This is a genomic window from Neptunomonas sp. ABH4_499, assembly GCF_056160565.1.
Window position 1 is genome coordinate 67,606 of sequence record NZ_JBSWXK010000010.1, and the last position, 26,324, is coordinate 93,929.

Here is a 26,324-nt window from a genome sequence, read left to right on the forward strand (position 1 = left end):
TAAAAACGGGGGTCGAAAGGCCCACGGCTAAAACCCTTCGGTATAAGAAGGCAGAACGTAAGTATGATCTGTGCTAAGACATTAGTGCAAATCAAGGGGATAGCTGGTTGAGAAACGCCCGCGAACCCCATATAATCGGCACGCTATTTGGATAGAGTGTTCCAAAATAGGGCATAAAAAGAGTCTGACACGTGATCGAAGAGCACACTAAACGTCCGGGCAAACACACACGGGTTACCCGACAACGCGCTTTTAGAATCTTGTGGATACAGGCCGGCATCGCGTTACTGGCAGGCGCCATAGGGATGATCTTTGGCAGCGTACACGCGATCTCAGCATGGCTGGGCGGCTTGGTGTACCTTTTACCGCAATCCTATTTTACGTACCGCGCTCTATCCTTGCGTAACTTTGGCTCGGCCAAAGCGGCGCTGGCGGATATGTACATCGGTGAAATATGGAAAATGATGATTTACATCGTGTTACTGGCGATGGTCTTCTTCCTAGTGAAAGAGATAAGTCCATTTTCCATATTTTCAACCCTGATCCTGCTGCACATCTCTAACAGTGTGCTTCAGATCAAGTTGAATAACCGTTTCCTGAAACTTTGAACCTTAACGAGAGAACTGAGAATGGCTAGCGGAACGATCACATCCTCAGAATACATATCGCACCACTTAACCAACCTGACCTTTGGTAACCACCCAGAGAACGGTTGGAGTTTTGCGCACTCTGCGCAAGAAGCGGCTGAGATGGGTTTCTGGGCAATCAACGTGGACACCATGTTGTGGTCTGTCGGTTTAGGTATGCTCTTCTTGTGGCTTTTCCGCAAAGTAGCGAAAAGCGTGACAGAAGGCGTACCTGGCGGCACACAAAACTTCATTGAGATGATTGTCGAATTCGTCGATGACAACGTTAAAGGTATTTTTCACTACAAAAATGCCGTCATCGCACCTTTGGCACTGACCATCTTCGTCTGGATCTTCCTGATGAACTTGATGGACCTTGTGCCAGTTGACTGGATTCCTTACATCGCCGGTCAAATGGGCATTCACTTCATGAAAGTGGTACCTACCACGGATGCAAACGCAACCTTGGGTATGGCGTTCAGCGTGTTCTTCCTAATCGTTTACTACAGCATCAAGCAGAAAGGCTTTGGTGGTTTCTTCGCGGAACTGGCCTTCAACCCGCTGGGTAAATGGTTGCTGCCGTTCAACTTGTTCCTGGAAATCGTAGGCCTGCTGGCCAAGCCAATCTCTTTGGCACTACGACTGTTCGGTAACATGTATGCCGGCGAAATGATCTTTATCTTGATTGCTCTGCTGCCTTTCTGGTTGCAATGGGTTCTGTCTGTACCATGGGCGATCTTCCACATTCTGGTTATCACGCTGCAAGCGTTCATCTTCATGGTCTTGACGATTGTCTACCTGGCCATGGCACACGATGATCACTAAGCGGAATTAACCGAACGGTAAACCAAAAAACTTAACTTAAACTTTAACCTTAACTTTTGAAAAACTTGGAGAAAATCTGATGGAAATGGCAACTGCGCTAGTTCTTTTGGCTGCTGCACTGATGATGGGTCTGGCTGCTATCGGTGCTGCTGTAGGTATCGGTATGCTGGGTGGTAAGTTCCTTGAAGGTGCTTCTCGTCAGCCTGAGCTGGTTCCTCTGCTGCGTTCTAACTTCTTCATCGTAATGGGTCTGGTTGACGCGGTACCTATGATCGGTGTTGGTTTGGGCATGTACCTGATGTTCGCTGTTGCGGGCTAATAAGTAGTCGTCTTTTGGATCCTACGTCCTTTTTGAATAACTACTTTTTAGAACAACCGCGAGAGGTAATGGCGTGAATATCAATCTAACCATCATTGGTCAGGCCATCGCATTCGCTATCTTCGTTGTGTTCTGCATGAAGTACGTGTGGCCACCGATTACCGGTGCCCTGGCAGAGCGTAAAAAGAAGATCGCTGAAGGCCTTGACGCTGCTGAACGCGCTAAACGTGATCTGCAACTGGCTCAAGAACAAGCCGTTGAGAATATGCGTGAAAGCAAAGAGCAAGCAGCCGCCATCATCGAACAGGCTAATAAGCGGGCTAACCAGATGATCGAAGAAGCCAAAGATTCCGCTCGTACGGAAGCTGACCGCATCAAAGCGTCAGCACAGGCTGAAATCGAACAGGAAGTTAACCGTGCTAAAGAAGAACTCCGTGCTCAAGTTGCAACTCTGGTTGTAGCGGGTGCTGAGAAGATTCTGGAAAGCTCGGTCGACAAAGCAGCCCACGCTCAGCTGGTTGATAAACTGGCAGCGGAGCTTTAAGCGAGGTTTACGATGGCTGAACTCAATACAGTCGCTCGTCCCTACACGAAAGCTGCTTTCGAGTTTGCGAACGAACAAGGGGTTTTGGACCAGTGGTCAGCTATGCTGAATGTGGCTGCAATCGCAGCCGCAGATAGCACAGTAGCCAGTGTCCTGAACACCCCGTCGCTGGGCAGCGAGCAAAAAGCACAAGTACTGATTTCCGTTTGCGAAGAGTATCTGGATGACTCAGGTAAAAACCTGATCAGCCTGCTCGCCGAAAACGATCGCTTGGCTTTGCTCCCTGAGATCAGCAAGCAGTTCGAGCAGCTCAAAGCCGCTAAAGAGCAGTCCGTCGACATCGACGTGACCACTGCTTACGAGCTGGATGAGCAGCAGCAACAGAAATTAACTCAGGCGCTGAGCGCTAAACTGGGTCGCGAAGTACGAATGACCAGCACAGTGGATCAACAGATCCTAGGTGGTGTTGTGATTCGCGCAAATGACTTGGTGATCGATGCATCAGTTCGCGCACGTTTGGCGAAACTGGCCGAAGCACTGAAAGCCTGAGATTGAGGAATAATCATGCAGCAACTGAATCCATCTGAGATCAGCGAGATTCTCAAGAAGCGCATCGAGAAACTGGATGTGTCTTCTGAAGCCCGTAACGAGGGCACAATCGTTAGCGTATCCGATGGTATCATCCTGATCCACGGTCTTGCTGACGTAATGTACGGGGAAATGATCGAATTCCCTGGCGGCGTTTACGGTATGGCGCTTAACCTTGAGCGTGATGCGGTAGGTGCGGTAGTACTGGGTGATTACCAGAATCTGGTAGAAGGCATGACGGCTCGTTGTACTGGCCGTATCCTTGAAGTACCTGTAGGTCCTGAACTGAAAGGTCGCGTGGTTGACGCTTTGGGTAACCCGATCGACGGTAAAGGTCCTATCGAAACGAAACTGACTGACGCAGTAGAAAAAGTAGCGCCTGGCGTTATCGCTCGTCAATCGGTTGATCAGCCTGTTCAAACAGGTCTGAAAGCGATCGACTCGATGGTTCCAATCGGTCGTGGTCAGCGTGAGTTGATCATCGGTGACCGTCAGATTGGTAAGTCAGCAATCGCAATCGATGCGATCATCAACCAGAAAGATACAGGCGTAACGTGTATCTACGTCGCGGTTGGTCAAAAGCAGTCTACGATTTCTAACGTTGTACGTAAGCTCGAAGAGCACGGCGCGATGGATCACACCATCGTTGTTGCGGCGGGTGCAGCTGATCCTGCAGCAATGCAGTTCTTGGCGCCATACACCGGTTGTACAATGGGTGAATACTTCCGTGACCGCGGTGAAGACGCACTGATCGTATACGATGACCTGACTAAACAAGCATGGGCTTACCGTCAGATCTCCCTGTTGTTACGCCGTCCGCCAGGTCGTGAAGCGTACCCAGGTGACGTATTCTACTTGCACTCTCGTCTGCTGGAACGTGCTGCGCGCGTTAACGCTGACTACGTAGAGAAATTCACCGACGGTGAAGTGAAAGGTCAAACCGGTTCTTTGACAGCTCTGCCTGTTATCGAAACTCAGGGTGGTGACGTTTCTGCATTCGTACCAACCAACGTTATCTCCATCACAGATGGTCAGATCTTCCTTGAGACTAGCCTGTTTAACTCAGGTGTACGTCCTGCGATCAACGCAGGTCTGTCGGTATCCCGTGTAGGTGGTGCTGCTCAAACGAAGATCATCAAGAAGTTGGGTGGTGGTGTTCGTCTGGCTCTGGCTCAATACCGTGAGTTGGCGGCATTTGCTCAGTTCGCATCGGATCTTGATGATGCAACGCGTGCACAGCTGCAACACGGTCAAGCTGTTACTGAGCTGATGAAGCAGAAGCAGTACACGCCAATGTCTGTTGCGGAAATGGGTCTGTCCCTGTTCGCAGCGAACGAAGGCTTCCTGAACGACATCGAACTGAACAAAATCCTAGACTTTGAAGCAGCATTGATTGCTTACTTCAACAGCGAATACGCCGACCTGATGGGTGACATCAACAAATCAGGTAACTACAACGACGACATCGCTGCTAAGTTCAAAGCAGGTATTGAGAAGTTCAAGTCAACTCAGACTTGGTAAGCACTTCGGTGTGAGGCCTGCAGTCGCGGGCCTTAACTGAGTCAAGGTAAATAGGCGGAACTATGGCAGTCGGAAAAGAGATTAAGACGCAAATTGCGAGCATTACCAGCACACGCAAAATTACCAGCGCAATGGAAATGGTTGCTGCTAGTAAAATGCGTCGTGCGCAAGATCGCATGCAGTCTTCCCGCCCGTACGCTCGCAGTATCCGTGGCGTTATTCAGCACTTGGCGAAAGCCAATCCTGAATACAAGCATCTTTACATGCAAGAACGCGAGATCAAACGAGTTGGTTACATTGTTGTAACCAGTGACCGTGGTCTGTGTGGTGGTTTGAACGTTAACGTGTTCAAGCACACGCTTCAAAGCATGAAAGAGTTCAACAGTCGTGATGTCGAGATTGATGTTTGTGCTCTCGGCGCGAAAGCGATTACCTTCTTTAAAAACTACGGCGGTAACGTTGTAGCAGCAAAAGGCCAGCTGGGGGATACTCCAGAAGTCGTTGACCTGATCGGTTCTGTAAAGGTCATGCTGGATGCTTATAGCGAAGGTAAATTGGATCGTCTGTACATTGTGGGTAACGAGTTTGTGAACACAATGACGCAGAAGCCCTTTGTTGAACAAGTGCTTCCACTGAAGGCAGAAGACGACGATGAGCTGCTGAATCACCATTGGGACTACATCTACGAGCCAGAAGCGAAAGATCTTTTAGAATCGCTCCTGAAGCGTTACGTCGAGTCTCAGGTGTATCAAGCAGTGGTTGAGAATAACGCCTGTGAACAGGCCGCGCGTATGTTGGCGATGAAGAATGCGACCGACAACGCGGGTGACCTTATTGATGAGCTTCAAATGGTTTACAACAAAGCTCGTCAGGCTGCGATCACTCAGGAGATTTCTGAGATCGTAGCAGGTGCAGCGGCTGTTTAAGCGGAACGGGATAAATTAAGAGGATCCGAACATGAGTAGCGGACAAATTGTTCAGATTATCGGCGCAGTCGTCGACGTGGAATTCCCACGTGACACCGTACCGAAGATTTACGACGCGCTGACCGTTAATAAAGCCGGTCTGACGCTGGAAGTTCAGCAACAGCTGGGTGACGGTGTTGTACGTGCGATCGCAATGGGTCAGACCGAAGGTCTGAGCCGTGGTTTAGAAGTAACTAACACAGGTGCGCCTGTTTCTGTACCTGTAGGTACAGCAACACTGGGTCGTATCATGGACGTGTTGGGTAACCCAATCGACGAAGCGGGCCCAATCGGTGAAGAAGAGCGTATGCCTATTCACCGTAAAGCGCCTAGCTACGACGAGCAAGCAGCGTCTAACGAACTGCTGGAAACCGGTATCAAAGTAATCGACTTGGTTTGCCCATTCGCTAAGGGTGGTAAAGTAGGTCTGTTCGGTGGTGCGGGTGTAGGTAAAACCGTAAACATGATGGAGCTGATCCGTAACATCGCGATCGAGCACTCTGGTTTCTCGGTTTTCGCAGGTGTTGGTGAGCGTACTCGTGAAGGTAACGACTTCTACTACGAGATGAAAGAGTCCAACGTATTGGACAAAGTATCTCTGGTATACGGTCAGATGAACGAGCCACCAGGTAACCGTCTGCGTGTAGCACTGACAGGTCTGACCATGGCGGAAAAATTCCGTGATGAAGGCCGTGACGTACTGCTGTTCGTTGATAACATCTACCGTTACACACTGGCGGGTACAGAGGTATCAGCACTGTTGGGTCGTATGCCTTCTGCGGTAGGTTACCAGCCAACACTGGCGGAAGAGATGGGCGTTCTTCAAGAGCGTATCACTTCGACTAAAACAGGTTCGATCACGTCGATCCAAGCGGTATACGTACCTGCGGATGACTTGACTGACCCATCGCCAGCAACCACCTTCTCTCACTTGGACGCGACCGTTGTACTGTCTCGTCAGATCGCTGAGCTGGGTATCTACCCTGCGATCGACCCACTGGATTCAACTTCACGTCAGCTGGATCCACTGGTGATCGGTCAAGAACACTACGAAATCGCTCGTAATGTTCAAGGCGTTCTGCAGCGTTACAAAGAGCTGAAAGACATCATCGCAATCTTGGGTATGGACGAGCTGTCTGATGAAGATAAGCAAGTCGTAACACGTGCTCGTAAGATCCAGCGTTTCTTGTCTCAGCCATTCTTCGTAGCGGAAGTCTTCACCGGTGCACCTGGTAAGTACGTTCCACTGAAAGAAACCATCCGTGGTTTCCAAGGTATCCTGAACGGCGACTACGACGACCTGCCAGAACAAGCGTTCTACATGGTTGGCGGTATCGACGAAGCGATCGAAAAAGCCAAGAAGATGTAATCGGCTGGTTTAGAACCAAGAGGTAAACAACATGGCTATGACTGTTCATTGCGACATCGTAAGTGCCGAAGAAGAGATCTTCTCAGGTCTTATTGAGTTCGTATCCGCAACAGGTAGCCTGGGTGACTTGGGTGTATACCCAGGTCACGCTCCGCTTCTAACGGAACTGAAACCAGGCCCTGTCGAATTGCGTAAGCAGGGCGGCGAGCAGGACATCTTCTATGTTTCTGGCGGTTTTCTAGAAGTTCAGCCACATAAGGTTACGATCTTGGCTGACACAGCACTTCACGGTGCTGATCTGGATGAAGCTGCGGCATCGGAAGCACAGAAGCACGCTCAGGAAGCGATGGCAGATAAGCAGAGCGAGCTGGATTACAGCCGCGCGACTGCTCAGTTGGCAGAAGCTGCTGCTCAACTGCGTACTATCAACGAAATCCGTCGCAAACTGAATCGTTAATACCTGACGTCGTGATGTGTTACACAACACGAGAAAAGCAGCCTTCGGGCTGCTTTTTTTATGCCTGTTTCTAGCGTTCAAATGGCTACAACACGCCCCAGAGCGTATCAAAGATGATCTGCTGAGCGCTGGCCACCTCGTTGGACTCGATCACCACCGCCGTTGGATAGTTGTTATTGGCAAGCGAGATGATCGCAACTTTAGGTGGGTAAATCGCAATGTAAGCGGCATCGGCTTTGTCCTGAGTTTTAATCCACTTACGTTCTGACAGTGCGGCATCTTCACCCCCTTCACCAATCGCGATCACTTTTACGGCAATCCCGCGGGCAATGCGCTGTGCGGTGTAGTTCGGGAATGGCCGATACAGGTGTGAGCGCACCGGGCGGGATGAGAACACCGAATAGCTTTTCTCGGATTGTTCGGACACGCTGCTCAAAATATCGCGAAGGACAAAGCCTATCCCATCATCCCCTTCATAAAATTGCACATTGGCGGTGCTCAGTTCAGGCTTGAGATGGTTTAACTCAGGGATAATATGACTCTTAAGTTGCTGCAGTGTCTGATCCAGCTCAAGTTGTTTCTGCTCGGCCAGTTGAAGCAAGGCAGATGGGTCTCTTGGGCTGAATAAGCGCCGTTTTCCTTTCGGGAGATACGTGACCAAGCCTTTACCCAAGAGCGTCTTTAAACACTCGTAAGTGGTGCCTCGGTTGATCTTAGCTTGCTCGGCGATGGTTCGAATGGGGCTTGGCCCTAAACTCAGTAACGCTTGGTAGATTTGGATCTCTTTTGGGTCGAGGCCCAAGTTAAGCAGTGCACCGAGTTTCATAGGTCGCCTTTAATGATCGATAAGTTTGTCAATTTATTAATGACAAAAACTATTGTATCTCAGGCTGCTTGCTTTAGCATCGCGTAATAAGAACGCCCAAGAAGGGTGTTGACTCTTTTTTGTACGACAGGATCTTTATGACAACGGATATTGTGATTCTCGCGGCTGGACAAGGAAGCCGTATGAAATCCCGACTGCCTAAAGTGTTACACGCAGTGGGAGGAAAGCCGATGATCAAACATGTAATTGATCACGCCCGCCAAGTGGATGCCACCCAGATACATGTGGTGATCGGTCACGGCGCAGATCAGTTACAAGCGGCCCTAGAGGGGCAATCGGTTCAGTTTGCTCATCAAACTGAGCAATTAGGGACAGGCCATGCGGTGGCTCAAGCCCTACCAAACCTTGCGGAGTCGGGCGTGACCTTGATTCTGTACGGTGATGTTCCTTTAACCCAACCAGCCACGTTAGCGGCGCTGATTGAATCGGCGAAGCAGGGCTTTTTGGGGCTATTAACGGTTCACCTGACCGACCCAACCGGCTACGGCCGCATTGTGCGTGAAAACGACGAAGTGGTTGCGATTGTCGAGCAAAAAGATGCGAGTGACGCGCAAAAGGCGATCAACGAAGTCAACACCGGGATCATGGCGGTCCCGACCGCGTTGTTGCGTGAATGGTTGCCTAAGCTTTCATCAAACAATGCTCAAGGCGAATACTACCTCACAGACATCATTGCGATGGCGGCGGATCAGGGCGTGCGTATCGATGCACAGCACCCATCCTGCGAGCAGGAAGTGCAGGGCGTGAACAACCGTGTTCAGTTAGCGCAACTCGAGCGCTGGTATCAGGCGCAGCAAGCCGAGCAGCTGATGGTGAATGGCGCAACCTTAGCTGACCCGGCGCGTGTTGATGTGCGCGGCCAGGTTGAATTAGAAGGCGATGTGATCATCGATGTGAACGTGGTGTTGGAAGGCACAGTGAAGATCGGTCGTCATGTGGTTATTGAACCGAATTGCGTGATCAAAGATGCCGTGATTGGCGATCACAGCCGCATTAAAGCCAACAGCGTGTTGGAGTCGTGCGTGGTGGGCGAACACTGCGATGTCGGCCCCTTTGCGCGTTTACGCCCGGGTACTGAGCTATCCAACAAAGCCAAGATCGGTAACTTTGTCGAAACGAAAAAAGCGATCATTGGTGAAGGCTCCAAGGTGAATCACCTAAGCTACATTGGCGATGCGCACGTTGGTCAGAATGCCAACATCGGCGCGGGTACCATCACTTGCAACTACGATGGCGTAAACAAATTTAAGACCGAGATTGGTGATGATGCCTTTATCGGCTCGAACAGTGCCTTGGTTGCCCCAGTGTCGATTGGAAAAGGCGCTACCGTGGGGGCCGGTTCAACCATCACCAAATCCGTGCCAGAGGACGTGTTGAGCGTCGCGCGTGGCAAGCAAATTACGCTTAATGGCTGGCAGCGTCCGGTTAAGCAGACTAAGGACAGTTAAGGAGTTTAACGGATGTGTGGAATTGTTGGTGCAACGGCTGAGCGCTCGGTTGCCGGAATCCTATTGGAAGGCTTACGCCGTTTAGAGTACCGCGGGTATGATTCGGCGGGCATGGCGGTCTGGACGGGGAATGAGATCGACCGTTTGCGTCGTGCCGGTAAGGTCCAAGCCCTTGCCGATGCGTATGATGAGCAGGGCCTCCCCGGGAATTGCGGTATTGCTCACACTCGCTGGGCAACGCACGGTAAGCCCTCTGAACACAATGCACACCCGCACATGTCGGGACGTGTGGTCGCTGTCGTACACAACGGCATCATCGAGAACTTTGAGTCCCTTAAGCAGGCCTTGATCAACGATGGCTATGTGTTTACGTCTGAGACGGACACCGAGGTCATCGCGCATTTGATCGATCGTGCCATGAAGCAAGGTAAGGATTTGACCGGTGCGGTGAAAGCGGTTGTGGGCGATCTCGATGGTGCATTCGCATTGGGCGTAATGCATGCGAACTACCCCGGCGAGCTGATCGCAGCGCGTAAAGGCAGCCCGTTGGTGATCGGCGTGGGCATTGGTGAGCACTTTATCGCCTCTGACCAGTTGGCGCTCTTGCCGGTAACCGATCGATTCATCTTTTTGGATGAGGGTGACATCGCGCATCTTACGCGTGACGCGGTTCAGATCTGGGATAAAGCCGGTCAAAGCGTCGAGCGCGCGGTGAGCCGTTTTGAGCACAGCGTTACCGCAGCAGACAAAGGCGGCTTTAAGCACTACATGCTCAAAGAGATCTACGAGCAACCGGCTGTTACCTTGGCGGCGTTTGAAAGTCGTATCCAAAACGGTTTGGTCGATGAATCCGCCTTTGGTGAGCAGGCGAAGGCGATCTTTGATCAGGTCAAACAAGTTCAGATCATCGCCTGCGGTACCAGTTACCACGCCGGTATGATCGCCAAATACTGGATGGAAGGCCTTGCGGGTATTCCGTGTCAGGTCGAGGTGGCCAGCGAGTATCGCTACCGCCCAGTGGTGATCCAAGACGGAACCTTGTTTATCTCTGTGTCGCAATCGGGTGAAACCGCCGACACCTTAGCGGCGCTTCGCGATGTACAAGATCAGATCCTTGCAAGCCTGACCATCTGTAATGTGATGAGCAGCTCCTTGGTACGCGAATCCGATCTTCACCTGCTGACCAACGCAGGCCCAGAGATTGGTGTAGCCTCTACCAAAGCCTTCACGACTCAGTTGGTCGCTTTGTTGCTGACCACCTTAGTGATTGGTCGCCGTTTTACCATGACCGAAGAGAAAGAGCGCGAGATTATAGGCCAGTTAGCGGAGCTTCCATCCCTGATCGAGCGTTGCATCGCCATGGACGGTGCGGTGGAACAACTGGCACAGCGCTTTGCCGAAAAGCACCACTCGCTGTTCCTAGGTCGCGGCACTCTGTACCCAGTTGCGATGGAAGGGGCGCTCAAACTCAAAGAGATCTCCTACATCCACGCCGAAGCTTACCCTGCGGGTGAGCTCAAACACGGCCCTTTGGCGCTGGTGGATAAAGACATGCCGGTGGTCACGGTCGCACCACGCAATGACATGCTGGATAAGCTAAAAGCCAACCTGCAGGAAGTCAGCGCGCGTGGCGGTGAGTTGTTCGTGTTTGCCGGCTGCATCGAGCAGGTGAAGCCGTCCGACACCGTTCATGTACTGGGTATGCCGCCGATTCCGGCGATCCTTGAGCCGATTGTGTATACCGTACCGCTTCAGTTGCTGTCGTATCATGTGGCCGTCTTGAAGGGTACAGATGTGGATCAGCCTCGTAACTTAGCCAAGTCTGTTACGGTTGAGTGATGGTAAAGCCTTAATTTATAAGGTGATATGATCATTTGATCTCTTCACCTCCTGTTTCACTATAATGAAGCAGGAGGTGAAATTTCATGGATGACACTGCTGGGTTAATGGGCCTCTTGTAAGGGTTTTCTTTTACACATAGTATTAATGCGTTAACTCAAGGATAGAGTAATGCTAAAAATCAAACGTACTACACAGCTTGTGGTGCGTGATGTGCCCTATATCATGCATCCAAGAAAGGCGATTCAGGCTCTGCGCCAACGATACGGTGTATCTGATCATCGCGATTTTGCCTCTTCTCACTCACACGAACAGTTCAAAACGCATTCTATTGATTTCCCTTACGTACGCGCTAGCGACCTAGAAGAGGGTAGAATTACTGTATTGGTTAGCGAAGCTCAACACTACGCAGTTGATTCCAAAGGAACGGTTCTTAACTTCTTGCCCTCTCTTTTGGAGTTTAAAGTTTGACATTTACTGGGCCAACCTAGAAAAGAGAATATTCGCCAAGAGCAAGACTACTTTGCAGAAGTGAAAGCTCTATTAGAGGATCAGTATCCAATACCGCTTGAAACGGCTAAGGTGGCGGAAAAGCCAAAAGTTACTTCCGACTTTGTTGGGTTTGTTAATAAATCTCCTAATGTTGCAGCCCTAAAAGAAGCCCAAGCCTCTGCTCAGGACTATTGGGAAGGGATGGCAGACGATGCCGTAGAAGAAGGAGGTTTGTTAGGGTTTCCTAAGTATTTAGGTAGCAAGACCATGGGAGCGCTGGCTGATGTCGGACATGGCATTGGGCAAAGTGTAGACGCTTTGATACATAACCCAGAGGAAGGAGTGAGTGGTCTTGCAAAGGGAGTTGCTAACTTTGGTCCAGAGGCCTTTAACGCAGCTACTAAAGGGGTTAAGACAGTAGCTGATGGTTATTCTTTGCTATCTGATTCTGTGCTGGGTACGGATACAGAAGGATTCCGTAATTCAAACCCTTATGAAATTGATCCGCTATTCGAGTTAAATGAAGCGGAAGTTGGAGCTAATTTGATTGCTGGGGTGGGCGCCGGCGTTCTCACTAAGCTGCCAAAAGTTGGTGCATCATCCAAAAATACTATTAATATGCGTAGCCCCAGCGAATTGATGGGCGTTGAGCCTGCAACAGAGGAGTTGATATCCGCAGTATCTAAAAAGCGCGATGTTGTCTTTGCGCAACAGGGCTCTGATGAACTCCGGATGTTAGACTTCTTTGGTGCGGAGGCATCAGTCGGTGGTGCAAACAATACCCATATTTTACTTAGGTCAAATCCAAGTAAAGCTGCTCTTTTGGAAGAGTTTTTACATGGAACACAGTCGAAGCTCGGAATTGTTGACCGGTTAGGCACAAGCGGTTTGGGAAGTGCGGAAACTCATGTGAAAGACTTTATGATCAGGCATCAAAAGATGCTTGGTTTAGGTGATGAGGACGTACAAATATTACAGACTCTCAGAGATAAAGGTTTGTAAAGAGAGGTCACTAAAGAGATGAAAATGAACATATTAGAAAAATTTGAATTGTCTGATGGTACGACAATTTTGGCATGTACAGTAAATGAGCCAAGAGCCAGTTACGTCGGGGAAAAATTCAAAGTAGTGCTTGATGGTGAAGTGAAGCAAACCTTAACCATTTCAGGTGAAAGAAAAATGCTTAACCAGAAAGCAAATCATGATCTTCGTGCTTTTGAGACTAGGGATGTTGTTTCACTATCACAAGCTGAGGCTCAATGTGGAGAGTGGCAATTAGTTAAGGTTTAACTGAGGGGGGGCTTCTATCAGTACCCCCAATTGCGTTGAATTCATCTTGAAGTGATCTGCACTCCTAATGTCCAAGCGGCTGCCCATTTCTTAGGTATTCCGTCCAGCCCGACAGATACTCGTACATATCTTAATAATTCGTTTTCTCTGCGTCTCCGCTTGTTGGTACTATATTTCTTACTCAGCACATGAAGAAAACCTAAACGCTTTTAAGCATTTAACGCGCCTCAGATGAAAAATATCAAACTTAATTGTCGGGCAAGGGAGTGCTTCGAGGCTAGATTAGGGCAAAAAATATCAAACTTTACTCTTTAGAGGTGCTCTACAGGCCTGTAAATTGGTTCGATTTATATCAAACTTAATTGTCGGCCCACAATAGAAACCTCCAAAGGCCCATTGCGGGCCTTTTGTGTTTTAGAGCCCCACCCGTTAGACGGATGATCATCCTGATCTGTCCTAATGACGCATTGCGATTTTTCCATTCATCGGCCAAGTTTATTCGAGTCGGATGACATGTTTGATGGATCGATAATCAACAGGTGATTAATGCGTTATTTAAATACCCCAAGCCCCAATCATCTAAGAGGGTTTTTGCTTGTCGTGGCGATGTGCTGTCTCACCGGTACCGCACTTGCCCACGGCGTAGATGACAATACCCGTAGCTTTCTTCAGATGAATACGGGCGTGCAATTTGTCCCATTTTTGTACATTGGTGCAAAACACATGATTACAGGCTACGACCATATACTCTTCTTAGTCGGGGTCGTTTTCTTTTTGTTCAGAAGCAAGGATGTACTTCTGTACGTCAGTTTGTTCACGCTGGGCCACAGCATCACCTTGATGACCGGTGTATTGGCGAACATTCAAGTAAACGCCTATTTGATTGATGCAATCATCGGTCTTTCGGTCTTTTATAAAGGGTTTGATAACTTAGGCGGCTTCAAACGCTTACTGGGCTTTCAGCCGAACACAAAGGCGATGGTGCTGATTTTTGGTCTGTTCCACGGTTTTGGCTTGGCTACTAAATTACAAGAGTTTCACATCCCCGAAGAGGGACTTCTGACCAATCTAATCGCCTTCAATATCGGTGTTGAGCTTGGGCAGTTTGCAGCATTGGCGGTTGTTTTGATTTTAATTGCGGCATGGCGGCACTCTTCATCGTTTAAACGTTTTGCGACCATTACCAATGCGGGCTTGATGGCGTGCGGTGTGATGCTTACAGGTTTTCAATTAACAGGTTATTTCGCGGGTTAACACAATGACAACAGAACAGATTTCAGCTTCAAGTTTATGGAAAGCCACGGCCGGTGCTGTGGTGGTTGGGTTGGTATTGTTGGTGACCATGGCGGAGGGCGATCAAGTTGATTACGAATGGGCGACCAACGGAGCGGCTGTGTATGTTGATATGCACGGCGAACCTAAAGGCGATACCACGGGTTACTTTAAAAGCTACACGATTACTACCGTTGCTGAGATGAAAGGCAGCTTCATTGCTCCCTTTGAAGGCAGTCACGGTTGGTATTTTCGAAATGACACGGATCAAGTAATACAAATTCGACTATCATTCAAAGGCCAATATCAAAACCCTCATATGCTGTAAGGCCTACCGACTAAATGAACTTCGATATTACTGCTGTTATCAACATCATGGGCCTGACCGCTGTGGCGGTCTTTGCTATATCCGGTGCGCTTGATGCCGCTCGGCAACGTATGGATATCCTGGGTTTTATGCTCATCGGCACAGTGACTGGCATCGGTGGCGGTACGCTTCGGGATGTGGTCTTAGGTAATTTGCCGGTGTTTTGGATTCGAGAGCCTATTTGGCTCACCATCTGCTTGTTAGCCTCAGCCATTACTTACTTTGTGACCCCAATGTTGAAGTCGCTTTCACGGGCCTTGATTTGGATGGATGCGGTGGGGCTCGCCCTGTTTGCGGTGGTGGGAACCGAGGTGACTCTCAATTTTGGTGCGCCGCCTTTGATTGCTGTCTGCTTGGGCGTCATCACCGCCACCTTTGGTGGGATAGCACGGGATGTCTTGTGCCGAAGCAACCTAACACTGATGAACGACGAGCTTTACATCACCACGGCGCTGGCCGGTTCCAGTGTGTATTTGATACTCGATAGTTTGCATCTGCCATCGAGCTACAGCTTGATCGGCGGTTTCTGTGTGGGGTTCTTGTTAAGGGCGTTAGCAATCCGGTTTAAGATTAAGCTGCCGAACCTTTATAAATGATGGATCTGGCTTTGATTTATTAAGGCGATTGTATGAAGCCGATTTCATCTCTTCTCTAAGGAACCTTGATGATCCGTTGGCAGCGTTTATCGTTTGATCAGCTCAGTACTCGTCAGCTGTACGATCTGCTTAAGCTTCGTGTGGATGTGTTCGTTGTCGAACAAACTTGTCCATACCCAGAACTGGATGATAAAGACCATCAACCAGGGGTATATCACTTATTGGGGTTCAACGATGACACGCTGGTGGCGAGCGTTCGATTGCTGCCTGCAGGTGTGAGTTTTCCTTCGGCCAGCATTGGTCGGGTTGTCACGAAAAAGAGCGCCCGTGGTGGTGGGCTTGGGCATCAATTGATGCAGGAGGCGATTCGGCAGTGCGAAGCGTTATGGCCGGGTGAGTCGATCGAGATCGGCGCGCAGCAGCATCTATCGGCGTTTTATCAGCAGCACGGATTTGTGCAAACCTCCGATATGTACCTAGAAGATGACATCGCTCATATCGATATGAAGCTGACCAAGTAAAATGAGCACCCAAACTGCGATCCTTCTGCTGGTGGTTGGCAACTTGGTGGCCTCCTTGTCAGATGTCGCGGTCAAAGGGCTTAATGGCGAGATCTCCTCGTTTCAATATGTGTTTCTTCGCCAGCTTTTGTCCGTGTGTCTATTATGGCCCTTTTGGTGGCGACTCCCTCGGGTCGAGCGCGGGGTGGCTCCTTTGGGGTGGAACCTGCTTAGAGCCCATCTGATTTTGATGGGCAGTGGTTGCATGCTTGTGGCGATCACCTACTTACCGCTGACCACCGCCAATGCGGTGTTCTACATCGCGCCTTTATTGGTGTTGCCGCTCTCGGCTGTTCTTTTGAAAGAGCGTTTATCGCTGCGCCACATCTTGATGAGTGGGCTGGGTTTTGCTGGGGTGCTCGTGGTGTTGCGGCCCTCTACGTTTCACTGGGCGGCTTTTTTTGCATTGGGCACCTGCGCTTTGTTTAGCGCTGTTTCATGTGACGGGGCGTTTCTTTAAACAGGGGCAGGCAGTTGTGGCGACTTTGTTTTGGACCTCGGTGCTCAGTTTGCCGGTATCGGGTGCTTTAGCCATCTTCAACTGGCAGCCGTTATCCGCCTTGAATCTGAGTTTTATTGTCGCCAGCGCCCTGTGTATTTTGCTGTACAACGGGTTGGCGTTTAAGGCCTATCACAGCACAGCACAGCGCAGAGCCTGGCCGCGTGTCCGTGGCGGAGAACTCAGGTCTGATCTTCGTAACCTTGTTTGGTTTTTTATGGTTTGATGAGTTGCCGGATGCGCTGACGATCGTGGGCGTGCTGTTGATTGTGATTCCACTGATGCCATGGGGACACTACTTTCGATCAGCTCTCTAACGCATTTCGTACTGTATATTTTGGTTTCCCATCGCCCTACACTGAACAAAAACAGCATCGAAGGGACCCGTTATGAAAGCTATGACTCTCAAAGCCCCAGCTGGGCTTGAAAACATCCACGTCAGTGACATCGCTGATGCGCCAGCACCTAAGGCCGGTGCAATCACCGTGCGCATTTTGGCAGGCTCCTTAAACTATCATGACTTGTTAGTCGCACAAGGTGTTTTACCCACGGAAGATAACCGAGTCTTGCTCTCGGACGGTGCCGGTGTGGTCGAAGCGGTGGGCGAGGGCGTTAGCGAGTTCAAGGTTGGGGATTCGGTGGTGTCGGCCTTTTTCCCGCAGTGGCAAGATGGCCCTGTTACCGCGGCCGTGAGTAACTTTGGCCACACGCCTGGCGATGGTGCCGAAGGCATGGCGGCTGAGCGCGTGACTCGACCCGTCTGTGCTTTTACCCGTGCCCCTAAAGGGTGGAGTGCCGAAGAAGCCGCAACCATCACCACCGCAGGCCTTACCGCATGGCGTGCGTTGGTCGGGGATGGTCAGATCAAAGCGGGCGATACCATCGTGACAATGGGCACTGGTGGTGTGTCGATTGCGGCGCTTCAGATTGCCAAAATGATGGGTGCGCGTGTGATCGCGACCTCTTCATCTGATGAGAAGCTTGCCAAACTGAAAGCACTGGGTGCCGATGAGCTGATCAACTACAAAACAACGCCTAACTGGGCCGAGCAAGTGTTGGCACTAACCGATGACATCGGTGCAAAGCACATCATTGAAGTGGGTGGACCTGGTACGTTGGAGCAATCCGCTGTTGCTGTGGCAGCGGGTGGTCAGATCTCGTTGATCGGGGTGTTAACTGGGTTTGAAGGCGCGCTACCGACGGCAGCGCTTATGTTTAAACAGGTGCGTTTACAAGGCTTGCTGGTGGGCAGTCGCCAACAACAGATCGATTATGTCACCGCGTTGGAGCAGAACAATGTGCGCCCTGTGATCGATAAGGCGTTCCGTTTTGAAGATCTGGCCGAAGCTTTTATCTATCAACAAAGTGGCGCACATTTTGGCAAAGTCACCGTGACTTGGTAACGCTCAAGCCACGATGTTGTTGGGGTTACTGCCCCTGTAAAAACGCGTCTGTGCTGATCACATCGGCATAAGCGAACTCAAGCGCCGCCATGATGGTGGCGTGCACGTGTGCGGCAGGGACGGTAACACCGTTAAACGAGACATCGAGCGTTGCACACGCATCGTGAAGCACGGTGTTGCTGTAACCTAAGTCGGCCGCCGCTCGGGTAACGGCGTCGATGCAGATATGACTCATCGCACCCACAATCACAAGATGAGTGATGCCTTCCTTCTGCAAAAGGGCGTGCAGATCAGTCCCTTTAAAGCTGTTTACTTCATGTTTGAGCACCTGGTGCTCGCCCTCTTGTGGCCATAGGGTTTCATGGATCTTGGCACCCTTGCTGTCAGGCACAAAGAAAGGCGCCTCGCTTGAGGCAAACTCGTGCCGAACATGCACGATGGTGTTGGCTTGCTCACGAAAACGATCCAGCACATAACGGGCGTTTGTGGCTGCCGCTTCAATGCCGTTCAGCGTGAATGCGCCGTTTGGGAAGTAGTCGTTTTGCATATCGATGATCAATAAGGCGGTTTTGCTCATGTTGGTATCCTCTTAAATGGTGGGATGATGCTATCAGTCCTGTTACGCTGTGTGAGGTGGCGTAAATGACATTCATCGGGTAAAAACTGACATGACCCAATCGGTATCCATTGCCATAGTGATCATTCCGGGCACGGCTCAATCGGCCGTGTACGGATTGATGGATCTCTTTCAAAGTGCGAATCGCATCATCCAAGAGATGCAACCCAAAGCTTGTATCACTTTTAACGTTGCACGCTGGTCGTTGGAGCAGTCGGGTTTGTGTTGTTTGGATGAGGATGCCAAGCCGCAGTTAGTGGTCGTGCCCCCTGTGCTAGAGGGGCAAGCGTATCTTGAGCCTCAGGCAGCGGTGTGCGATGCGCTGAGGGCGTGGTATCAACAAGGGGCTGTGATCAGCTCAGCATGTGCAGGAGCTTTTTTGCTGGCCCAAGCGGGGATGTTAAAGGGGCGCACAGCGACCACACATTGGCAGTTAGAAGCCCTCTTTAGAGCGCATCACCCATCCATCAAACTCGATATCGACGCGCTTTTGGTGGCTGACCCGGACTTAGTTACAGCCGGTGGCGTGATGTCTTGGGTGGATCTGGGGCTGCATCTGATGGGGCGCTACGTGCCGCCGTCGGTTGTACAAGCGTTAGGGCGATTTATGCTGGTGGACACCGGCACACGCGAGCAGCGCTACTACCGCGGTTTTGCACCGGTGATGAGCCACAGCGATAAGGCGATTTTACAGGTACAGCACTACATTCATCGTGAGTTTGCCAGCGCCTTAAGTATCGAGCGTCTGGCCAGCGAAGCGGCCCTGACCGAGCGCACCTTTTTACGCCGTTTCCAAAAAGCGACCGGCATCAGCCCCACCGAATACGTGGCCCAACAGCGGGCGCACAAAGCGCGCGAATGGCTCGAAAACACCACAACCACGGTCGATCGCATCGCTTGGCAGGTCGGGTACGAAGATGTCAGCGCGTTTCGCCGCATGTTCCAAAAACAAACCGGGCTTACCCCAAGTCAATATCGGGATCGGAACGGTCGCTAGATGGTGATCAATGGGGACACAGATAAGCTAATTCTTCAGGTTGTGATGAGGGGGATTCACGATTAATGAGCTAATTAAAGGAATACATGTATAGAGGGATTAATGCTCAAACTATTAAAATAGTCGCTCTGGTTGATTTCATGGATGAAAGGTCGATCAAAGGTTGTGTAAATTCACTGCCAGTCTCTTCATTTAGTTGAAATCAGTGTTAACGCAGTTACAAGGACGAATCATGATTGATTTCAAAAAATACCTTCTACCAGCGGTCTTAGTTGGATTAGCAACCGCAGCACCCTCGGCTGTCGCAGATGACAAGCAGTTACTTGATGGTTTTAAAAGCTGCTATAAAGGTGAAGATTACGCCTGTGCCTACAAAAACCTGATTGAATTTCTAAATACGACCGAAAAAGAGGTGAAACTGATAGAGCCAACTTTTGGAATGCCGGCTCAAATGGGTGTCGTTTTAGAGCGCGCCTTCCTGATGGCTGTACCGACGATGAGTCCAGAAGAGGTGCGTGATCAAGCTGACGATTTAATCTCTCGGGTCAGTGATGGTTCTAAACATCCGCAAGTGTATGTCCATCTGATGCCTTATTATGTTGTGCAAACAGAAGCGTGTCTTACCCTGAATGATCAATCCTGCCTTCAAGAAAGCATGGCTATGTTGTGCCAAATGAAGGAGCGCGGAGAGTTCTCTTGGCCAAAAGCCCCGCAGTTTAATACCCCATTAGAGGGCCGCGAGCGAGCGCTTAAGGCTACGGGTGACTGCAGCAAGTACAACATGAGTAACTTTAAGCCTATGGTGGAACTTAAGGCGTCAGTGGCTAAGTTCCAGGCCATCTTGAGCGGTGATGATCAAGAGGCAAAATACGCTGTAACGTTATCTCCTGAATCAAATGAACTTCGTAAAAAACAGACTCCAGAGGAGAGAAAACCATACAGTTATGAGTCGTACACGGCGTCCATAGCTGAGGAACTCTCTTACTTTGATCAGGGTGATTTGATCCTCTCTCGTCAAGGTGATGAGTATCAGGCGAGGTATGAATACGTTAAAGACCCTAATTACCCAACCAGAAAGAACGGCCACAGCCTTAACACGGTTAATGGCGAGTGGGTAATCTACCTCTACTAACACGCCAAAAGGCCCTTCATTACTCTTGTGGGGCCTATCTCTTTTCTCACTTTCCGAATCACTAAACCCATCATAAGTATTTTGTGATTTAACCTCTCTCGCTTAAACGGCATGCTAGTCGAGTCGTAATCCATCAAGTGCTGTTGGGTGCATCGTAAGCTGTGAGGTTTAGCATGATCGCAAAAGATCGATTGGGGGAGGTGTACATGTTTGGAGCGGCCACCCTGTGGGGGTTAGTGCCCATTGTGTCCAAACAAGCCTATCTCTTTATCCCCATTTTGTTCTGTGCCGCGTTCAGTGCTTGTGTAACCGCGTTGTTTTTTGCCGCTCTGTTAACGGTCCGAGGTGAATGGCGCGAGCTGCTTTGCAAGTCTGCCCTGAAAAGCTCGCTGATTGCAGGGGTGGGCATTGGTGTGTTGTTTTACGGGGTGGTGTTTTGGGGACAATCCATGGTGCCAGCCAGCACGACCAGTGTATTGCTCTTGATGGAACTCATGACGCCGAAGCTCAGAAGTTTTATCGATATGGCCTATCATTTCTGGCGGAAATAAAAGATCTCGTAGGCAGAGCCAGGAACCCTCTGCCTAATTATAAATGTCAATTATGAAAGCTTTTTCACCAGAGCATTATCCAAAGCCGCTTTACCCGAGCCGCTGATCAGCAGAGAAACGCTCGCGGCCAGTAGGGCTAAGCCGAATTCGTAACCGTTGTTGGCCATAAATAAGCCGTTACCGATGTGTACGGTTAAGATTGCAACCAGCATAGTGAATGCAGTAACCAACGCCGCGCCGCGGGTCAGAAGCCCCAGCAACAGGAATAAACCACCAAAGAACTCACCGCTACCGGCCAACAGCGCCATTAGGTAGCCAGGCTCAATACCGATGGAGGCCATCCATTGTCCTGTGCCTTCTAATCCATAGCCGCCAAACCAGCCGAACAGCTTTTGTGAGCCGTGCGCCATAAAGATAATGCCCACCGGGATGCGCAGTGCCAGCGTTGCGAAACCGGCGTTGGATTGGATCAAAGTGCGAAGTAGCTTGGTCATGATGTGTCCTCGTTGTTCTGTGTCTGAAGGCGTGTCCTTCAGGGAATGAGAGCAGTGTACTGCCCCAAAAAACGAGAAAAAATCGGAACAATTTGATACATTAGTTCAAAATATTTGAACAGGTATGAACATGCACTCATCCATCAATATGGAGGCGCTTCGCGCGCTCGATGCGATCGATAAAAAAGGCAGCTTTGCGGCCGCGGCGGAGTCTTTGTTCAAAGTGCCTTCGGCGTTGACCTATACGATCAAAAAACTCGAGGAGGAGATGGGCGTTGCGCTGTTCGATCGCTCTAAACAACGGGCGGTCTTAACGCCAGCGGGTCGCTTGGTGTTGGAGCACGGTCGGGAGATTCTCCTATCGGCTCATCGCTTGATGGATTCGGTAAAGCAGCTTGAATCCGGGTGGGAGAGCGAGATTCGCATCGCGCGCGATACGGTGATCTCTGAACAGCCGATTTTTGAATTAATCCGAGCGTTTCACACATTGGATCACACAGTCGATGTCTCCTTGGGCGTGGAGGCGCTCGGTGGCGGTTGGGATGCGTTGCACAGCCGCCGAGCAGACATCGCCATCGGTGTCACCAGCGAGTTGCCCAAAGGACTTTTTAACACCCACCGAATCGGCATGCTGACCTTTGTGTTTGCCGTTGCGCCGAGTCATCCCTTAGCCAACATTAGCGGGGAGATCGACGGCGAGCTGCTAAGCCGCTACCCATCGGTCGTGGTCTCGGATACCTCGCAAATCTTACCCTCGCGCAACAGTGGCTTGTTTCACAGTAAGCAGGTGATCCGTGTGAATAACATGGAGTCCAAGATCAACGCGCAGCTTCAAGGCTTAGGGGTGGGTTTTTTACCAACGCATCTGGCACAGCCTTACTTGGAGCAAGGGGCGCTCATCCAAAAAGCGTGCTCAGTGCCGCGGGTAAACCATGAGCTGTACATCGCTTGGCACAAAGGCCAGCAAGGGCGCGCGTTTGATTGGTTTATCGAGCGGCTGTGCCAATGCGATTGGGGTTTGAAAAAGTAGCGGCGTTATAAGGTAAGTTTCGCCTGTAGCGCCTAAGCTGAGTAGAATAGACCCTACGATCATGAGTGTTTAAAGGACTAACGGATTTTCCATGAGTGAGCATATTTACAAACCACGCGAAGTGGTCAAAGACCCCACCAAAGAGTTTCGGTTGGGCGAAGGCCGAATCAGCGCCTACCTGTCGGTTTCCCTTGGGGTCATGAGCGTTATGGCGGTACTGGCGTATCTGTACCCCTCTTACCTGACCACCACCGAGCTTCGTCAAGCGTACGATGGCGTGCAGCTGCAAAGTGTCTTGAAGTACGGCATGTACGCCTCACTGTTGTTTGGCTTTCTTACCTTTGTGCTGAACCGCTCCTTCTACAAGCGCTGTGGCTTGGTGGGGATCGGTTTAACCTTGGTTGCTTTTGCACTTGGCGGGTATCAAATCCCCGTGGGGGATGTAGAGCCTCGCGAGCTGTCGTTGGGGGTGGATTGGCTGATCCTTGCGTTTTTAGGCTCTGCTATCATCTTTATGACGCTGGAAAAGCTGTTCCCCAAATACAAAGATCAGATCATTTTGCGCCCAGAGTGGCAGGTGGATCTGTTCTATTTCTGTTTCAATCACTTAGCAATCTCGGCGATTTTGATCTTTGCCAACTATCACGCCAGCCACTTTGATTGGGCGATCAGCCCGACGGTTCAAGAGGCCGTGCGCTCGATGCCGATCTGGTTGCAGGTGGTCTTGATCATCCTATGTGCGGATTTTGTGCTGTACTGGGAGCATCGCATGTATCACGAGGTGCACACGCTGTGGCCGATTCACGCCGTGCATCACTCGGTCGAGGACATGGACTGGCTGGCAGGCTCACGCGGGCACTTTGTTCAGGTGTTCTCAGAACGGGCCATGGTGATGATCCCGCTTTATCTCCTTGGAGCAGACGAAGCGGCGCTTAACATCTATGTGGCGTTTGCTGCGCTTCAAGCAGTGCTAATCCACTGTAACTTGTCGATTCCGTTTGGGCCGATCAAATACGTGCTGGTGACACCTCAGTTTCACCACTGGCATCACAGCTCTGAAAAGCCCGCCATCGATACCAACTATGGTGCGCACACGGTGCTGTTTGACCGCTTATTTGGTACTTATCATATGCCAAAAGAACACTGGCCCGCCGAGTTTGGCACAACAGTGCGTTTGCCACGTTCGGTGTGGGGACAGCTTTGGTATCCACTGAGTGCAAACCATAAGCGCTGGAAAAGCCGCCGAGATTAGACTTTAGAACCTAAAAGGGCACCTTAAAACGCTAAGGTGCCCAGTCTGAGTACTCTATCTGGCATTGAGCACCCATCCTATTTTAGTTGCGTATGACTGGATATCAGTATCAGGTATTAATGTTGTTTCGGTATCCAGTAACATTGATCTAATTTGGTTAAAATCTCGTTGATGCTCCAACGTTACGCATCCATTGAAAAAGCCGTTGAGGCGGACTAAGATGAACCTTATAAACCTCGTTTGTAGAGTAGGATTTCAATGATGAAGACCCAGAAAAAAAAAGTGACAAAGGCTAAAATTTATCGCTCTGTTGCTAGCTCTTCAGCTATTGAAACGGACAAGTCAGTTGATTCGATCGAAAAACAGCTAAAGTCTAACAGTTCGAAACATGCTTCCGTGACCTTAGCTATTTAATGATATCTCGTACGAGTCTCCTCATATGCTCGTAATCGCCGTTTAGGCCCGCCTGAATCGAACGAAAATAATAGTCTTTGTGTGTATCCCAAAGGCTATAGTCCAACAATCCGTAGCCAGCCTCTTGGCTCATGTAATCTAAAAGTAAGCGACTTATCCGCCCGTTTCCCTCCCTAAATGGGTGTATCAGGATAAATTCCACATGGCTCTCAGCCAATAAGCTGATGAACTCTTCTTTATCGGTTTCCGTTTCAGTCATTTTATTGAACGGCACTAAATACGATGTTTCGAACGTGTCGATATGCCTTTGTATCTGTAAAGGGGCCATAAATGGGAAGCCTGCTTTGCTCATTGAAACGCTTCGTATTTTGCCCGCCCAAGAATAGACGTTTCCAAGCCACAATCTATGCCATTCAGCAATATCTGCGAACGTGAACGCTCCAGAGGGGAGTTCATCCGAAGTAAACACTTTCTCATAAAGCTTGTATAACAACCCTGTCTCTGTTTCTTCCATCTCTTCCTTATCAGTGATGTTCAGGAAGTTTAAAAGGACATTACCATCGGAGCCTGGTTGGAACAGATCTTCATCAGTATTTACGTCATATTTGGTCATGGCTAATTTTTGATATGGGTTACATCTGGTTATTTCATTTGAAAGGGATGTTTGGACTTAAATTCACCCAACCGGCACCCAAATCTCATACGCCATATTATCGGGCGTTGAATCGGTAAATGGATAACGCTCGAAAACGGGGCTATCTCGCATGATGTAATCGGAGTTTGGTAGCCATTCTCCAAACAGCGTATCGAATACCAGTGGAATATCGCTGACAGGGCCTTGTTGGCGAATGACCAGATAGTTTCCAGCGGATAGGGTTATGATGCAGGCGTCTTCAGGCATCTCTTCAGGGGTGGTGGAAACGCTTAACCCGACACCGTAGTGAAAGGTGCCATCGGCTTGCATGGCGTAGGAGATACCGTAGCTGGCTTGATCGTTAATCTCGTTAAGATGCCAATCGGATTCAAACCAGGTTTGCCAAAGGGCAGGGATTTGATCACGTGTATCAAGGGTAAATGAGCGGGAGAGCGCGACGATCTGCTTCTCCTGCGCGGTGACCAATTCGGGTGTTAACTCGTCCATGTTGGCTGTCCATAATATTCAGTGAGGTATTACCCTTATAACAAGGCGCACCTCACTGCACAACCATTACGCCGCTTGGAGTTCGGCGCGTTTTTGCCATGGCATCTCTTTCACCGGCAGATGAATAAACGCCGAGAGCGCCCCAAACCCTACGCCAATCCACCACACCAAGGTGTAGTTGTTGTAGATGTCGTACATGACACCGCCTAGCCACACCCCCAAGAAGCCGCCCAGTTGGTGCGAGAAGAACACGATGCCGTACAAAGTGCCCATGTAGCGAAGGCCATAGATTTCGGCCACAAGGCCGGAGGTCAGCGGCACAGTAGCAAGCCACAGCGCGCCCATCGAGATCGAGAACAGAATGACCGATTCCGGCGTAATTGGGTTTAGGATAAACAGTGCCGCGACAATGGTGCGCAGCATGTAGATGATGGCAAGCAAGTACTTACGTGAGTACTGATTGCCAAGCCACCCAGCCAACAAGGTGCCGCCGATGTTAAAGAGGCCGATTAACGCGATCGAGACTGCACCCGCCAGAAAGATAAAAGTGGTTTGCCAGCTGACCGCGGCCAGTAGGAAGGCCACAATCGGTGGGCCAACAATCTGACCGGCCGAACCTGCCGCGGTTACAATCCCTAGGGTGAGCGAGCGGTTTTTATCAGACGCCGCACGCCCCACCACCGCTAAGATCACGCCAAAGCCCGTACCTGCGATCCCAAAGCCGACTAAAATTTCCAGCCATTGATGTTGGCCTGGGGTGATCGCAAAGGAGGATAAACCGAGCCCCACGGCATAACAGATACCCCTGGAACTCGTCTCGCTGTGTTATTG

32 protein-coding genes are annotated in these 26,324 nt (G+C 50.2%); 26 read left to right on the forward strand and 6 right to left on the reverse strand.

Features of this window, described 5'->3' with window-relative positions; genetic code table 11:
- Window positions 1-191: 191 nt before the first annotated feature.
- The 9 genes from ACXAF9_RS11735 to ACXAF9_RS11775 all read left to right on the forward strand — a co-directional run bounded on the left by ACXAF9_RS11735 (window position 192) and on the right by ACXAF9_RS11775 (window position 7,214).
- Complete coding sequence (locus tag ACXAF9_RS11735; RefSeq protein WP_475074316.1) at window positions 192-608, forward strand: ATP synthase subunit I; 417 nt, start codon at window positions 192-194, stop codon at window positions 606-608.
- Between the two features lie 21 nt (window positions 609-629).
- On the forward strand, window positions 630-1,451 hold the full coding sequence (gene atpB / locus ACXAF9_RS11740) for a F0F1 ATP synthase subunit A (protein ID WP_475074318.1): 822 nt from the start codon (window positions 630-632) through the stop codon (window positions 1,449-1,451).
- Between the two features lie 79 nt (window positions 1,452-1,530).
- The gene (atpE, locus tag ACXAF9_RS11745; RefSeq protein WP_475074320.1) at window positions 1,531-1,770 is read left to right on the forward strand and encodes a F0F1 ATP synthase subunit C; all 240 of its coding nucleotides are present in this window, start codon (window positions 1,531-1,533) and stop codon (window positions 1,768-1,770) included.
- 73 nt (window positions 1,771-1,843) lie between these two features.
- Window positions 1,844-2,314: a F0F1 ATP synthase subunit B gene (locus ACXAF9_RS11750; RefSeq protein ID WP_475074322.1), complete on the forward strand. Its 471-nt coding sequence runs from the start codon at window positions 1,844-1,846 to the stop codon at window positions 2,312-2,314.
- A 12-nt stretch (window positions 2,315-2,326) separates the two neighbouring features.
- Window positions 2,327-2,863, forward strand: coding sequence for a F0F1 ATP synthase subunit delta (locus ACXAF9_RS11755; RefSeq protein WP_475074324.1), 537 nt, complete (start codon window positions 2,327-2,329; stop codon window positions 2,861-2,863).
- Between the two features lie 15 nt (window positions 2,864-2,878).
- A complete protein-coding gene (gene atpA / locus ACXAF9_RS11760; RefSeq protein WP_475074326.1) occupies window positions 2,879-4,423 on the forward strand; it encodes a F0F1 ATP synthase subunit alpha in 1,545 nt (514 codons plus the stop codon).
- Between the two features lie 62 nt (window positions 4,424-4,485).
- Entirely contained in the window at window positions 4,486-5,349 is an 864-nt protein-coding gene (atpG, locus tag ACXAF9_RS11765; protein ID WP_475074328.1) for a F0F1 ATP synthase subunit gamma, read from the forward strand.
- A 31-nt stretch (window positions 5,350-5,380) separates the two neighbouring features.
- Window positions 5,381-6,757 (forward strand): F0F1 ATP synthase subunit beta, encoded by a 1,377-nt coding sequence (gene atpD / locus ACXAF9_RS11770; protein ID WP_475074330.1) that lies wholly within the window; start codon window positions 5,381-5,383, stop codon window positions 6,755-6,757.
- Between the two features lie 31 nt (window positions 6,758-6,788).
- Window positions 6,789-7,214, forward strand: a complete 426-nt coding sequence (locus tag ACXAF9_RS11775; RefSeq protein ID WP_475074333.1) for a F0F1 ATP synthase subunit epsilon — start codon at window positions 6,789-6,791, stop codon at window positions 7,212-7,214.
- A gap of 85 nt (window positions 7,215-7,299) precedes the next feature.
- Here ACXAF9_RS11775 and ACXAF9_RS11780 read toward each other — a convergent pair whose 3' ends face one another.
- Window positions 7,300-8,040 carry a TrmB family transcriptional regulator gene (locus tag ACXAF9_RS11780; protein WP_475074335.1) on the reverse strand — a complete coding sequence of 247 codons (741 nt, stop codon included), beginning with the start codon at window positions 8,038-8,040 and terminating at the stop codon, window positions 7,300-7,302.
- A gap of 137 nt (window positions 8,041-8,177) precedes the next feature.
- Between ACXAF9_RS11780 and glmU the strand changes: the two genes are divergently transcribed.
- The 12 genes from glmU (at window position 8,178) to ACXAF9_RS11840 (ending at window position 17,866) form a co-directional block, all read left to right on the forward strand.
- Window positions 8,178-9,548 carry a bifunctional UDP-N-acetylglucosamine diphosphorylase/glucosamine-1-phosphate N-acetyltransferase GlmU gene (gene glmU, locus ACXAF9_RS11785; RefSeq protein WP_475074337.1) on the forward strand — a complete coding sequence of 457 codons (1,371 nt, stop codon included), beginning with the start codon at window positions 8,178-8,180 and terminating at the stop codon, window positions 9,546-9,548.
- 12 nt (window positions 9,549-9,560) lie between these two features.
- The gene (glmS, locus tag ACXAF9_RS11790; RefSeq protein WP_475074339.1) at window positions 9,561-11,387 is read left to right on the forward strand and encodes a glutamine--fructose-6-phosphate transaminase (isomerizing); all 1,827 of its coding nucleotides are present in this window, start codon (window positions 9,561-9,563) and stop codon (window positions 11,385-11,387) included.
- Window positions 11,388-11,558: 171 nt separating this feature from the next.
- Window positions 11,559-11,858, forward strand: coding sequence for a hypothetical protein (locus tag ACXAF9_RS11795; RefSeq protein ID WP_475074341.1), 300 nt, complete (start codon window positions 11,559-11,561; stop codon window positions 11,856-11,858).
- Between the two features lie 60 nt (window positions 11,859-11,918).
- Complete coding sequence (locus tag ACXAF9_RS11800) at window positions 11,919-12,881, forward strand: hypothetical protein (protein WP_475074342.1); 963 nt, start codon at window positions 11,919-11,921, stop codon at window positions 12,879-12,881.
- 24 nt (window positions 12,882-12,905) lie between these two features.
- Window positions 12,906-13,169, forward strand: a complete 264-nt coding sequence (locus ACXAF9_RS11805; protein WP_475074344.1) for a hypothetical protein — start codon at window positions 12,906-12,908, stop codon at window positions 13,167-13,169.
- Between the two features lie 546 nt (window positions 13,170-13,715).
- Window positions 13,716-14,423: a HupE/UreJ family protein gene (locus tag ACXAF9_RS11810; protein WP_475074346.1), complete on the forward strand. Its 708-nt coding sequence runs from the start codon at window positions 13,716-13,718 to the stop codon at window positions 14,421-14,423.
- A 4-nt stretch (window positions 14,424-14,427) separates the two neighbouring features.
- The gene (locus tag ACXAF9_RS11815) at window positions 14,428-14,769 is read left to right on the forward strand and encodes a hypothetical protein (RefSeq protein WP_475074348.1); all 342 of its coding nucleotides are present in this window, start codon (window positions 14,428-14,430) and stop codon (window positions 14,767-14,769) included.
- 14 nt (window positions 14,770-14,783) lie between these two features.
- Window positions 14,784-15,404 carry a trimeric intracellular cation channel family protein gene (locus ACXAF9_RS11820; protein ID WP_475074350.1) on the forward strand — a complete coding sequence of 207 codons (621 nt, stop codon included), beginning with the start codon at window positions 14,784-14,786 and terminating at the stop codon, window positions 15,402-15,404.
- Window positions 15,405-15,472: 68 nt separating this feature from the next.
- Complete coding sequence (locus tag ACXAF9_RS11825) at window positions 15,473-15,925, forward strand: GNAT family N-acetyltransferase (protein ID WP_475074352.1); 453 nt, start codon at window positions 15,473-15,475, stop codon at window positions 15,923-15,925.
- A 1-nt stretch (window position 15,926) separates the two neighbouring features.
- Window positions 15,927-16,424 carry a DMT family transporter gene (locus ACXAF9_RS11830; RefSeq protein WP_475074354.1) on the forward strand — a complete coding sequence of 166 codons (498 nt, stop codon included), beginning with the start codon at window positions 15,927-15,929 and terminating at the stop codon, window positions 16,422-16,424.
- Window positions 16,425-16,627: 203 nt separating this feature from the next.
- Window positions 16,628-16,780: a hypothetical protein gene (locus ACXAF9_RS11835; RefSeq protein WP_475074357.1), complete on the forward strand. Its 153-nt coding sequence runs from the start codon at window positions 16,628-16,630 to the stop codon at window positions 16,778-16,780.
- Between the two features lie 72 nt (window positions 16,781-16,852).
- Window positions 16,853-17,866, forward strand: coding sequence for a zinc-dependent alcohol dehydrogenase family protein (locus ACXAF9_RS11840; RefSeq protein ID WP_475074359.1), 1,014 nt, complete (start codon window positions 16,853-16,855; stop codon window positions 17,864-17,866).
- A 25-nt stretch (window positions 17,867-17,891) separates the two neighbouring features.
- On the opposite strand, the gene ACXAF9_RS11845 is transcribed toward ACXAF9_RS11840, so the two are convergent.
- Window positions 17,892-18,443 carry a cysteine hydrolase family protein gene (locus ACXAF9_RS11845; RefSeq protein WP_475074362.1) on the reverse strand — a complete coding sequence of 184 codons (552 nt, stop codon included), beginning with the start codon at window positions 18,441-18,443 and terminating at the stop codon, window positions 17,892-17,894.
- Window positions 18,444-18,534: 91 nt separating this feature from the next.
- Between ACXAF9_RS11845 and ACXAF9_RS11850 the strand changes: the two genes are divergently transcribed.
- The 3 genes from ACXAF9_RS11850 (at window position 18,535) to ACXAF9_RS11860 (ending at window position 21,162) form a co-directional block, all read left to right on the forward strand.
- Window positions 18,535-19,479, forward strand: coding sequence for a GlxA family transcriptional regulator (locus ACXAF9_RS11850; RefSeq protein WP_475074364.1), 945 nt, complete (start codon window positions 18,535-18,537; stop codon window positions 19,477-19,479).
- Between the two features lie 232 nt (window positions 19,480-19,711).
- Window positions 19,712-20,611 (forward strand): hypothetical protein, encoded by a 900-nt coding sequence (locus ACXAF9_RS11855; RefSeq protein WP_475074366.1) that lies wholly within the window; start codon window positions 19,712-19,714, stop codon window positions 20,609-20,611.
- Window positions 20,612-20,784: 173 nt separating this feature from the next.
- A complete protein-coding gene (locus ACXAF9_RS11860; RefSeq protein ID WP_475074368.1) occupies window positions 20,785-21,162 on the forward strand; it encodes an EamA family transporter in 378 nt (125 codons plus the stop codon).
- Between the two features lie 50 nt (window positions 21,163-21,212).
- Here the strand turns inward: ACXAF9_RS11860 and ACXAF9_RS11865 are convergent, their stop codons facing one another.
- Window positions 21,213-21,656: a DoxX family protein gene (locus tag ACXAF9_RS11865; protein ID WP_475074370.1), complete on the reverse strand. Its 444-nt coding sequence runs from the start codon at window positions 21,654-21,656 to the stop codon at window positions 21,213-21,215.
- A gap of 130 nt (window positions 21,657-21,786) precedes the next feature.
- On the opposite strand from ACXAF9_RS11865, the gene ACXAF9_RS11870 reads away from it, so the two are divergent.
- Together ACXAF9_RS11870 and ACXAF9_RS11875 are read left to right on the forward strand one after the other, a co-directional pair.
- Window positions 21,787-22,686, forward strand: coding sequence for a LysR family transcriptional regulator (locus tag ACXAF9_RS11870; protein WP_475074372.1), 900 nt, complete (start codon window positions 21,787-21,789; stop codon window positions 22,684-22,686).
- 91 nt (window positions 22,687-22,777) lie between these two features.
- Window positions 22,778-23,938 (forward strand): sterol desaturase family protein, encoded by a 1,161-nt coding sequence (locus ACXAF9_RS11875; protein ID WP_475074374.1) that lies wholly within the window; start codon window positions 22,778-22,780, stop codon window positions 23,936-23,938.
- Between the two features lie 406 nt (window positions 23,939-24,344).
- Here the strand turns inward: ACXAF9_RS11875 and ACXAF9_RS11880 are convergent, their stop codons facing one another.
- The 3 genes from ACXAF9_RS11880 to ACXAF9_RS11890 all read right to left on the reverse strand — a co-directional run bounded on the left by ACXAF9_RS11880 (window position 24,345) and on the right by ACXAF9_RS11890 (window position 26,282).
- Window positions 24,345-24,965 (reverse strand): Fic/DOC family protein, encoded by a 621-nt coding sequence (locus tag ACXAF9_RS11880; protein ID WP_475074376.1) that lies wholly within the window; start codon window positions 24,963-24,965, stop codon window positions 24,345-24,347.
- Window positions 24,966-25,028: 63 nt separating this feature from the next.
- Window positions 25,029-25,493 (reverse strand): GyrI-like domain-containing protein, encoded by a 465-nt coding sequence (locus ACXAF9_RS11885; RefSeq protein ID WP_475074379.1) that lies wholly within the window; start codon window positions 25,491-25,493, stop codon window positions 25,029-25,031.
- Between the two features lie 66 nt (window positions 25,494-25,559).
- Window positions 25,560-26,282, reverse strand: a complete 723-nt coding sequence (locus ACXAF9_RS11890; protein WP_475074381.1) for an MFS transporter — start codon at window positions 26,280-26,282, stop codon at window positions 25,560-25,562.
- Window positions 26,283-26,324: the final 42 nt, after the last annotated feature.

What these genes read in the sequence shown, in the direction of transcription:
- atpB (WP_475074318.1), top strand. Translation starts at nt 630, where the DNA reads ATGGCTAGCGGAACGATCACATCCTCAGAATACATATCGCACCACTTA.
- atpE (WP_475074320.1), top strand. Translation starts at nt 1,531, where the DNA reads ATGGAAATGGCAACTGCGCTAGTTCTTTTGGCTGCTGCACTGATGATG.
- ACXAF9_RS11755 (WP_475074324.1), top strand. Translation starts at nt 2,327, where the DNA reads ATGGCTGAACTCAATACAGTCGCTCGTCCCTACACGAAAGCTGCTTTC.
- atpA (WP_475074326.1), top strand. Translation starts at nt 2,879, where the DNA reads ATGCAGCAACTGAATCCATCTGAGATCAGCGAGATTCTCAAGAAGCGC.
- atpG (WP_475074328.1), top strand. Translation starts at nt 4,486, where the DNA reads ATGGCAGTCGGAAAAGAGATTAAGACGCAAATTGCGAGCATTACCAGC.
- atpD (WP_475074330.1), top strand. Translation starts at nt 5,381, where the DNA reads ATGAGTAGCGGACAAATTGTTCAGATTATCGGCGCAGTCGTCGACGTG.
- ACXAF9_RS11775 (WP_475074333.1), top strand. Translation starts at nt 6,789, where the DNA reads ATGGCTATGACTGTTCATTGCGACATCGTAAGTGCCGAAGAAGAGATC.
- ACXAF9_RS11780 (WP_475074335.1), bottom strand. Translation starts at nt 8,040, where the DNA reads ATGAAACTCGGTGCACTGCTTAACTTGGGCCTCGACCCAAAAGAGATC.
- glmU (WP_475074337.1), top strand. Translation starts at nt 8,178, where the DNA reads ATGACAACGGATATTGTGATTCTCGCGGCTGGACAAGGAAGCCGTATG.
- glmS (WP_475074339.1), top strand. Translation starts at nt 9,561, where the DNA reads ATGTGTGGAATTGTTGGTGCAACGGCTGAGCGCTCGGTTGCCGGAATC.
- ACXAF9_RS11795 (WP_475074341.1), top strand. Translation starts at nt 11,559, where the DNA reads ATGCTAAAAATCAAACGTACTACACAGCTTGTGGTGCGTGATGTGCCC.
- ACXAF9_RS11805 (WP_475074344.1), top strand. Translation starts at nt 12,906, where the DNA reads ATGAACATATTAGAAAAATTTGAATTGTCTGATGGTACGACAATTTTG.
- ACXAF9_RS11810 (WP_475074346.1), top strand. Translation starts at nt 13,716, where the DNA reads ATGCGTTATTTAAATACCCCAAGCCCCAATCATCTAAGAGGGTTTTTG.
- ACXAF9_RS11815 (WP_475074348.1), top strand. Translation starts at nt 14,428, where the DNA reads ATGACAACAGAACAGATTTCAGCTTCAAGTTTATGGAAAGCCACGGCC.
- ACXAF9_RS11820 (WP_475074350.1), top strand. Translation starts at nt 14,784, where the DNA reads ATGAACTTCGATATTACTGCTGTTATCAACATCATGGGCCTGACCGCT.
- ACXAF9_RS11825 (WP_475074352.1), top strand. Translation starts at nt 15,473, where the DNA reads ATGATCCGTTGGCAGCGTTTATCGTTTGATCAGCTCAGTACTCGTCAG.
- ACXAF9_RS11830 (WP_475074354.1), top strand. Translation starts at nt 15,927, where the DNA reads ATGAGCACCCAAACTGCGATCCTTCTGCTGGTGGTTGGCAACTTGGTG.
- ACXAF9_RS11840 (WP_475074359.1), top strand. Translation starts at nt 16,853, where the DNA reads ATGAAAGCTATGACTCTCAAAGCCCCAGCTGGGCTTGAAAACATCCAC.
- ACXAF9_RS11845 (WP_475074362.1), bottom strand. Translation starts at nt 18,443, where the DNA reads ATGAGCAAAACCGCCTTATTGATCATCGATATGCAAAACGACTACTTC.
- ACXAF9_RS11850 (WP_475074364.1), top strand. Translation starts at nt 18,535, where the DNA reads ATGACCCAATCGGTATCCATTGCCATAGTGATCATTCCGGGCACGGCT.
- ACXAF9_RS11855 (WP_475074366.1), top strand. Translation starts at nt 19,712, where the DNA reads ATGATTGATTTCAAAAAATACCTTCTACCAGCGGTCTTAGTTGGATTA.
- ACXAF9_RS11860 (WP_475074368.1), top strand. Translation starts at nt 20,785, where the DNA reads ATGATCGCAAAAGATCGATTGGGGGAGGTGTACATGTTTGGAGCGGCC.
- ACXAF9_RS11865 (WP_475074370.1), bottom strand. Translation starts at nt 21,656, where the DNA reads ATGACCAAGCTACTTCGCACTTTGATCCAATCCAACGCCGGTTTCGCA.
- ACXAF9_RS11870 (WP_475074372.1), top strand. Translation starts at nt 21,787, where the DNA reads ATGCACTCATCCATCAATATGGAGGCGCTTCGCGCGCTCGATGCGATC.
- ACXAF9_RS11875 (WP_475074374.1), top strand. Translation starts at nt 22,778, where the DNA reads ATGAGTGAGCATATTTACAAACCACGCGAAGTGGTCAAAGACCCCACC.
- ACXAF9_RS11880 (WP_475074376.1), bottom strand. Translation starts at nt 24,965, where the DNA reads ATGACCAAATATGACGTAAATACTGATGAAGATCTGTTCCAACCAGGC.
- ACXAF9_RS11885 (WP_475074379.1), bottom strand. Translation starts at nt 25,493, where the DNA reads ATGGACGAGTTAACACCCGAATTGGTCACCGCGCAGGAGAAGCAGATC.